8 protein-coding genes are annotated in these 7,349 nt (G+C 45.8%); 2 read left to right on the top strand and 6 right to left on the bottom strand.

What is annotated here, in order from left to right; all coding sequences use genetic code 11:
- The coding region (locus CAG69_RS09425) for a putative manganese transporter (protein WP_202600738.1) at positions 1-508 on the bottom strand (508 nt) is incomplete at its 3' end.
- A 186-nt stretch (positions 509-694) separates the two neighbouring features.
- Between CAG69_RS09425 and CAG69_RS09420 the strand changes: the two genes are divergently transcribed.
- Both CAG69_RS09420 and CAG69_RS09415 read left to right on the top strand, forming a co-directional pair.
- On the top strand, positions 695-1,600 hold the full coding sequence (locus tag CAG69_RS09420; RefSeq protein ID WP_005393312.1) for a manganese-dependent inorganic pyrophosphatase: 906 nt from the start codon (positions 695-697) through the stop codon (positions 1,598-1,600).
- A 75-nt stretch (positions 1,601-1,675) separates the two neighbouring features.
- The gene (locus tag CAG69_RS09415; protein ID WP_161443908.1) at positions 1,676-2,065 is read left to right on the top strand and encodes a DUF2750 domain-containing protein; all 390 of its coding nucleotides are present in this window, start codon (positions 1,676-1,678) and stop codon (positions 2,063-2,065) included.
- 82 nt (positions 2,066-2,147) lie between these two features.
- On the opposite strand, the gene CAG69_RS09410 is transcribed toward CAG69_RS09415, so the two are convergent.
- The 5 genes from CAG69_RS09410 to sapA are packed head-to-tail and all read right to left on the bottom strand — an operon-like array spanning position 2,148 to position 7,347.
- Complete coding sequence (locus CAG69_RS09410) at positions 2,148-2,939, bottom strand: peptide ABC transporter ATP-binding protein (protein WP_161443907.1); 792 nt, start codon at positions 2,937-2,939, stop codon at positions 2,148-2,150.
- Entirely contained in the window at positions 2,936-3,931 is a 996-nt protein-coding gene (locus tag CAG69_RS09405) for a peptide ABC transporter ATP-binding protein (RefSeq protein WP_005378126.1), read from the bottom strand. Before CAG69_RS09405 ends, CAG69_RS09410 begins: the two co-directional genes overlap by 4 nt.
- Positions 3,931-4,818, bottom strand: coding sequence for an ABC transporter permease subunit (locus CAG69_RS09400; RefSeq protein ID WP_005378123.1), 888 nt, complete (start codon positions 4,816-4,818; stop codon positions 3,931-3,933). Before CAG69_RS09400 ends, CAG69_RS09405 begins: the two co-directional genes overlap by 1 nt.
- Entirely contained in the window at positions 4,805-5,767 is a 963-nt protein-coding gene (locus CAG69_RS09395; RefSeq protein WP_046874787.1) for an ABC transporter permease, read from the bottom strand. The genes CAG69_RS09400 and CAG69_RS09395 overlap by 14 nt, the downstream gene beginning before the upstream one ends.
- Positions 5,767-7,347, bottom strand: coding sequence for an ABC transporter substrate-binding protein SapA (gene sapA, locus CAG69_RS09390; RefSeq protein WP_161443906.1), 1,581 nt, complete (start codon positions 7,345-7,347; stop codon positions 5,767-5,769). Before sapA ends, CAG69_RS09395 begins: the two co-directional genes overlap by 1 nt.
- Between the last annotated feature and the right edge of the window lie 2 nt (positions 7,348-7,349).

Raw genomic sequence — 7,349 nt, 5'->3', positions numbered from 1 at the left:
CATGAAAAGCATTAACGACCAGCCCTGAAAGAGTACCCACGATTATGCCTAATCCAACCACGCCTAATCCAACACTTGGTTTGGCGGCAAGAAGTAAAAAGGCAGCGTCACCCATTGTTGAAGTAAGTACCGCGACAATCGCACCAAATCCCACTCGGCCACTAATAAATTGCGTTGTCACAACAATAGCGCCACCACAGCCAGGCAAAGCACCCAATAAAGAAGCAAAGAAAACCTGATGATTACGCGAGCGATGGTAGAGCTCGGTAATTCGATTGGTTTTCGACATAAAGTTTGAAAGATAATGATAAATTGCCAAGGTGGCGGCAACATAGCATGACACCGCCCAGAATGAGTCGGATAGCGTCTGTACGGCAACGTCACGTGTATTTTCATTGCCTAGCAAAATGAGCATGACGATAGGGATCAGCAATCGCTTATAAGCTAAACGAAACTGAGTAGGCTGAAACAACTGTTGTGCAGAGTGTAAAAATTGGGTCGCGTTCATCGTTCACTCAAATGCAAATAGGAATAATTATCATTATATGTAAATGAGATTTATTCGCAATAGCATTGTGAACTTTTCTTCGTGTCAAACTCTCTGAAATCAGGTAAAGTATCGGCCTTTGTGAGCAAACACGCCCTAATTAACTGTATTAGGCGGCGTATAAAATTGACTTGAATAGGAAGAAACATGATTCTAGTTGTAGGTCATAAGAACCCAGACAGTGACAGTATTTGTAGTGCACTCGTTGCAACTGAACTTCTAAAAGCGCGTGGCGTTGAAGCTATGCCAATTCGCCAAGGCGAAATCAACCGTGAAACTCAGCACATCCTAGAAGTTGCTGGCGCTGAAGTTCCTGAGCTTCGCACATCAGTTGCGGGTGAGACCGTTTGGCTAGTAGATTACTCAGATCTAGCACAAGCACCAGACGATATCGCAGAAGCTGAAATTGCGGGTATTGTTGACCACCACCGCCTAGGTGACGTGATGACAGTAAACCCAATGGAAGCATGGATCTGGCCTGTTGGTTGTACCAACACTGTTCTATTCAACATGTTCAAGATTGAAGGTCACGCGATTACTCCACAAATCGCTAAGCTAATGATGTCAGCAATTCTATCTGACACAGTAGGCTTCGCTTCTCCAACTTGTACACAAAAAGACAAAGATGCCGTTGCTGAGCTAGCGGTAATCGCAGACGTACAAGATGTTGACGCATTCACTAAAGATCTTCTAATTGCTAAGACAAACATCGAAGGTCTATCTGCGGCTGAGCTTGTTGAGAAAGACCTTAAAGGTTACCCATTCAACGGTCGTGACGTAGTAGTAGGTCAGGTTGAGCTTGCAACACTAGAGCAAGTTGACGGTATGATCGAAGCACTAGAAGCGGATCTAGAAGCGCGTTGCGAAAAAGATAATCTTGCATTTGCTGCTGTAATGCTAACAGACATCACGACTGCTCAAACTCGTCTTCTATACAAAGGTGAGTGGGCTGAGAAGCTTGTTAAGCACGAAAAAGACGGCATGTTAATGATGGAAAACACGCTAAGCCGTAAGAAGCAAGGTTGGCCTTGGCTTCAAACTGAGCTAGCGTAATTTCATTATTACCAGCATATACTGTAAATGCCCGCTTAGCTGCGGGCATTTTTCTATGGGAAACAGGAGACGAATATGTCTGAGCAACTCACCCAAGAGCAGATGGATACCATCAATCGTTACAACGAAGAGCAACGTTTAAAGTACTGCGTAAAAGAGATTGTGGCGAATCGTAAAGTTTGGATTTTGAAAGATGAACATGGCTGTGTCATGTTAAATACAGAAGATGATGATTGTGTACCAGTATGGCCAAACGAAGAGTTTGCTTTGCAATGGGCGAATGGTGATTGGGAAGATTGCGAGCCAGAAGCGATCTCTCTAAACAAGTGGCACAGTCGTTGGACCTCTGGTCTAGAGGATGACGAGCTATCGATTGTTGTATTCCCAAATCAAAATGAAGAAGGGGTCGTATTGTTTCCTGACGAGTTTGATTTTGAACTGAGCAAACAAGCGAGCCGCCGCTAATTTTTCGATTCGTGTCCATTTAATAAAGAAGCCTGCTTTAACGCAGGCTTCTTTACATTTGAACGATGACATCTTTGATAGGCTATTTTGTTTGGTGGCTTGGCGCCTTATAGAAGTGGCTTTCGACTAGGCGTTGAGTAATCGGATGTTCTGGGCTAGTGAGTACCTTGTTAGTTTCGCCAAACTCGACCACTTCACCTTCATGCATCACCATCACTTTGTCAGTAATGTGCTTAACAATGCCAATGTGTTGAGATACATACACAAACGACAATCCCATCTCTTCTTGTAACTCGAGGAATAAGTTAATGATCTGTGATCGCATTGCCATATCCAAACCGTTTAACGCCTCGTCAGCGACAATGATGGAAGGTTGAAGAATAAGCGCACGAGCTAAACACACACGCTGTTTTTGGCCTGCCGCTAGCATTTGTGGATAAAAATAGGCGTGTTCAGGCAACAATCCGACGCGGAGTAGGGTGTTCTTCACACGCTGCATGCGTGCATCTGGCGGCATGTTGGTATTTCGCTTTAACGGACCTTCCAAAATACGGCCAATCTGGATACGCGGGTTGAGCGATGTGTTTGGATCTTGGAAAATCATGCGAATGAGCTTGCAGCGTGTCGCGTAATCTTTGTGCTCCAACCGTTCGCCATTCACACGGATCTCTCCAGAGCTTGGCTCTACAACGCCTGCAAGCATGCGGGCAAGAGTGGATTTTCCTGACCCGTTTTGGCCAATAAAACCGATAGTTTGCCCCGGCTCTAACGTAAAGCTCACCGGTTTGACAGCCTCATTAACCTGACGTTTGAATAGTCGGGAGCGCGTAACAAACTGCTTCGATAAATTATCGACTTCAAGTAACGCACTCATGACTTTTTCTCCGTGTTCAATGGAAAGTGGCAGTTAAATTTATGATTCTTAATTCGTCTGGTGTGTGGAATTTCAACACATTGTTTCTGCGCATACGGACAACGTGGACCGAGTCGACAACCGATTGGCAGATGCTGCAATGGCGGAATCGAGCCCGGTAGGGATTGGAGTTTTTGCTTGTGTGGTACCCAATCATTAAAGTCTGGCATCGCTTTAAGCAAGGCATCTGTATACGGGTGCTTGGGTGCTGCAATGATTTTACTGGTATCGGCAGACTCTACCGACTGACCACAATACATTACCGTAATGCGGCCCGCCCATTGTGTGATGGTCGCTAAGTCGTGACCGATAAGCAGAATGGTCGTGTTATTGAGCTGGTTCATACGGCTCAATAAACGTAATATTTGCGACTGGGTAATCGGGTCCAAGTCGTTCGTTGGTTCATCTGCGATTAGCAACTTTGGTTTGGTCGCTATCGCCATGGCAATCATGACTTTTTGGCACTCACCATCGGTCAGTTCATAAGGGTAGCTACCCATTAAACGCTTGTGATCTTTAATGCCTACTTTATGCAGAAGCGCGATGGCCTGTTTTTTACGCCATTTAAATCGCTCCCACCATTTCCCTTCAAATGCGCGAGATGGGATGGACTCGATCAATTGACGTCCTACTTCTTCTGAAGGGTCAAGACAAGTTGAAGGCTCTTGGAAAATCATCGCAATATCACGGGCAATGACGCGTCGACGCTCTTTTGGCGTAAGCTGAAGCAAGTCAATATTGCCAAGGCGCATACGGTCCGCGGTAATGCGCCAGTTATCTTTACTTACCCCGACAATCGCTTTTGCAACTAAGCTTTTCCCTGAACCAGACTCACCTACAAGACCACGAATCTCACCTTCATTCAAAGTTAGGCTCATTCGGTCCACGGCTTTGACCAACCCTTGAGGGGTTTCAATCTCAATAGTCAAATGTCGAATATCTAACAACGGCATTATTCGATCCCCGCATTAAGCGCTTGACGTACACCTTCACCTACTAAGTTTAGGGTAATAACGGTAAACATGATGGTTAGGCCGGGTAGGGTTACGGTCCAAGGTGCAATATAAATCAACTCGACAGAGTCACCTAATATCGCTCCCCACTCAGTACTTGGTGCTTGTGCGCCTAAGCCAAGAAAACCCAGCGCAGTAATATCTAAAATCGCAGCAGAGAGCGCGAGCGTGATTTCAGCAGCAATAACCGTCAATATGTTGGGAAGAATTGAGCTCCACAACAAGTAGAAATCGTTCGCGCCATCAAGACGTGCTGCCATGATGTAGTCTTTTTCAACTTCGGTGTGGACTGCGATATAAACAGAGCGAATAAAACGCGGAATCAAAGCCAAGCAGATTGCGAGTAAAATATTGAACCCACCAAAGCCGAGAAATGCCACAAAAATGATTGCTAATAAGAGCGACGGGATCGACATGACGGTATCGAGCAAGTGGTTGAGAGTACTCGACAGTAAGCCTTTCGTCATACCTGCCAATACGCCAATTAAACAGCCTACAACGGCAGCAATTGCGGTGATGGCGACAGCAGCGCCAAATGTCAGCTGAGAGCCCATGATCAAGCGTGACAAAATGTCTCGGCCTAAGTCATCGGTTCCCAAAAAGTAATCAACCGTTCCAGCTGGGGCCCATGATGGCGGCACAAGCAATTCGCCTGACTGTGCTTGGGCATCAAACGGCGCAAGCAGTGGCGCAAAAATGGTAATTAGGACGATAAATACCAAGCACCATAGGCCAAACATGGCTAGCCCGTTGGCGCGGTAACTTCGCCAAAATCGCTCAAACTGAGTAGGAATGCGTTCTTCCTGATAAACGTTATTTGTTAGCATACCATTCCTTTCGAACTAGAGGGTTAATCATCGCGCCAATCAAATCAGAGAGAATATTAGCGGTGAGAACCAAAGTCGCAAGTACCATCACGCCAGCTTGGATTGATGCATAATCTTGGTTTGCCAATGCATCTAACAACCAACGACCAATACCTGGCCAGTTAAAAATAGATTCAGTGATGATAGCCAAGGTAATCATACTGGAAAGCTGAACACCGACTTTGGGGATGATAGGCGGTATCGCATTACGCAAGACATGTTGAGTTACGATCTCGCGGTTAGAGAGACCTTTGATTCTCGCTGCACGAATGTAGTTTTGGCTCATCACTTCCGCCACCGAAGAACGCATTAGTCCGACAACCTGCGTGGTTGGAGCCAAAGCAAGCACCAAACATGGCAGCACCATATGCTCAATGACGCTTTGCAGTGCGTGAGCGCGGTATTCACCTTTCGCCATGAATGCGTCGATAATGGCAAATCCGGTTACATGATCAATTTCGTAAAGCAGGTCATATCGTCCTGCCACGGGAAAGAGTTGGTACTCTAATGAAAAAACCATGATAAGTAACAAAGCCACCCAAAAAATTGGGGCGGAATAACCAGACATCGACATGAATGAAATGCTGGTGTCGAGCCATTTACCTTGCTTCATCCCAGCCACGGTTCCAAGCGGAATGCCGATCAAAAGGGACACCAAAAAGGCAAAAAAGCACAGTTCCAAAGTGGCAGGGAATACGACGGCGAGCTCGTCATAAATCGCGTTGCCGTTTTTACTTATGCCAAAATCAAGCTGAGAAAGGTTGATTAAGTAAGTTTGCCAACCAGACCAAAAATCAACGTTTGCCCAGTGCGAGAGAGGGTCAAGGCGCAGCAGAGAAAAGCCCACTAATGTGAGGATCATCAAAGTGATGAAAAATAGGTTAAAGCGTCGAACGGTATACCAAAACATCAGTGAATTCTCTCAACTCTATCAAACGGTTGGGCATTGAAAGGGCTTGATTTGAAGCCTGTCAGTGATTTGTCGTGAACACGGAATTGCACACCATGTGCCAGAGGAATTACCGGGAATTCTTGATTTAAGATGTTCTGCGCTTGGCGATATAGGTTCAGACGGTAACGCGGTTCTTGAGTTTCTAACGCCAAATCGAGCAAGAAATCGAAGTCATCGTTACACCACATGGACACGTTAAGGCCAACGCGGTCAGACTCGCAAGATAATAAAGGGCGGAAAAAGTTGTCAGGATCCCCGGTATCACCAATCCAACCTGTTAAAAGTAAATCGATATCGTTGATGTTCTCCAAATCCACACGTTCAAACCTATCATCGGTAAGTAGCGTTAATTTAACCCCAATATCGGCAAAATTCGCTTGGATTAACTCCGCAGTCTTACGAGGGCTTGGGTTAAAAGCACGTGGTTCAAGTGGTACCCACATGGTCAATTCTAGGCCGTCTTCGTAGCCTGCATCTCGAAGTAGTGCCAATGCATAATTCCGGTCATAACGAATTTTTACGCTGTCCTTTTGATAGGCCCATGAATTAGGCGGTAGCAATGTATAAGCTTGCGAGCCAGTTCCGTAGTAAACCGAATCTAAAATGTTCTGACGGTTAATCGCTAAGTTAAGTGCTTGGCGGACGCGAGCATCACTCAGTGCCGTCGTTTCAGTGTTGATCGCAATAAAGGATACGTTGTTGGCTGGCGTAGCAGTTAGCTCAAGATTGTCATTTTCTTGAATAACGGGTATTTGGCTCGAAATAGGCGAAGAGAGCACATCGCACTCGTTTCTTAAAAGTTTCGCCAAGGTACCAGTGCCTCGATGAGAGATATCGAACACCACTTGTTCCATTTTCGCGGGTGACTTCCAGTAGTTAGAGTGACGCTCTAATCGAATCAAGTCGTTCACTTGGTACTCTTTTAGTTGATATGGGCCGGTACCGATAGGAAGTTGGTCGATTTCTTCTTTATGATCTTTTGCTGCCAGTTGCTGTCCGTACTCCGCAGACAATATGACAGCATGGCTGGTGGCAATATTTGCCAAGAAGGAAAAATTTGGCTGAGATAAGGTAAACCTTACCGTATGCTCGTCAATCGCAGTCACGTCTTGCAGCAGGTTTTGAAAATCTAACCCTGCAAACCATGGATAAAAACCACCACCTACTCGGTGAAAAGGATGGTCTACATCAATGATTCGCTTGAAGCTAAATACCACATCCTTTGCATTCAATGGTCGAGTGGGAGTGAACCAGGACGTGGTTTGGAATTGAACATTACGTTTAAGCTTAAACGTGTATTCCGTTCCTGACTCATTCACAGACCAACTCTCAGCGATATTTGCTACTGGCTGATGTGATTTGGGATCGAGCGTGAGCAGCGTATCGTACAACTGCGGGCTCAGCGCTTCCGCGGTAATACCGCTATCAATAAGCTGAGGGTTAAACGTGGTTGGCTTACCTTGTCCGCAAAACACAAAGCCAGCTTTGCGAATGTCATTGTGGTCAATTTCATCACCACAAGCGGTCAGTAGGCTAATCC

Origin of the sequence: Vibrio sp. V43_P6S15P86 (assembly GCF_009904725.1) — a bacterium.
GTDB classification, from domain to species: Bacteria; Pseudomonadota; Gammaproteobacteria; order Enterobacterales; family Vibrionaceae; genus Vibrio; species Vibrio diabolicus.
The sequence above is the reverse complement of the archived record's forward strand: the minus strand, read 5'-3'. Positions and strand labels throughout refer to the sequence as shown.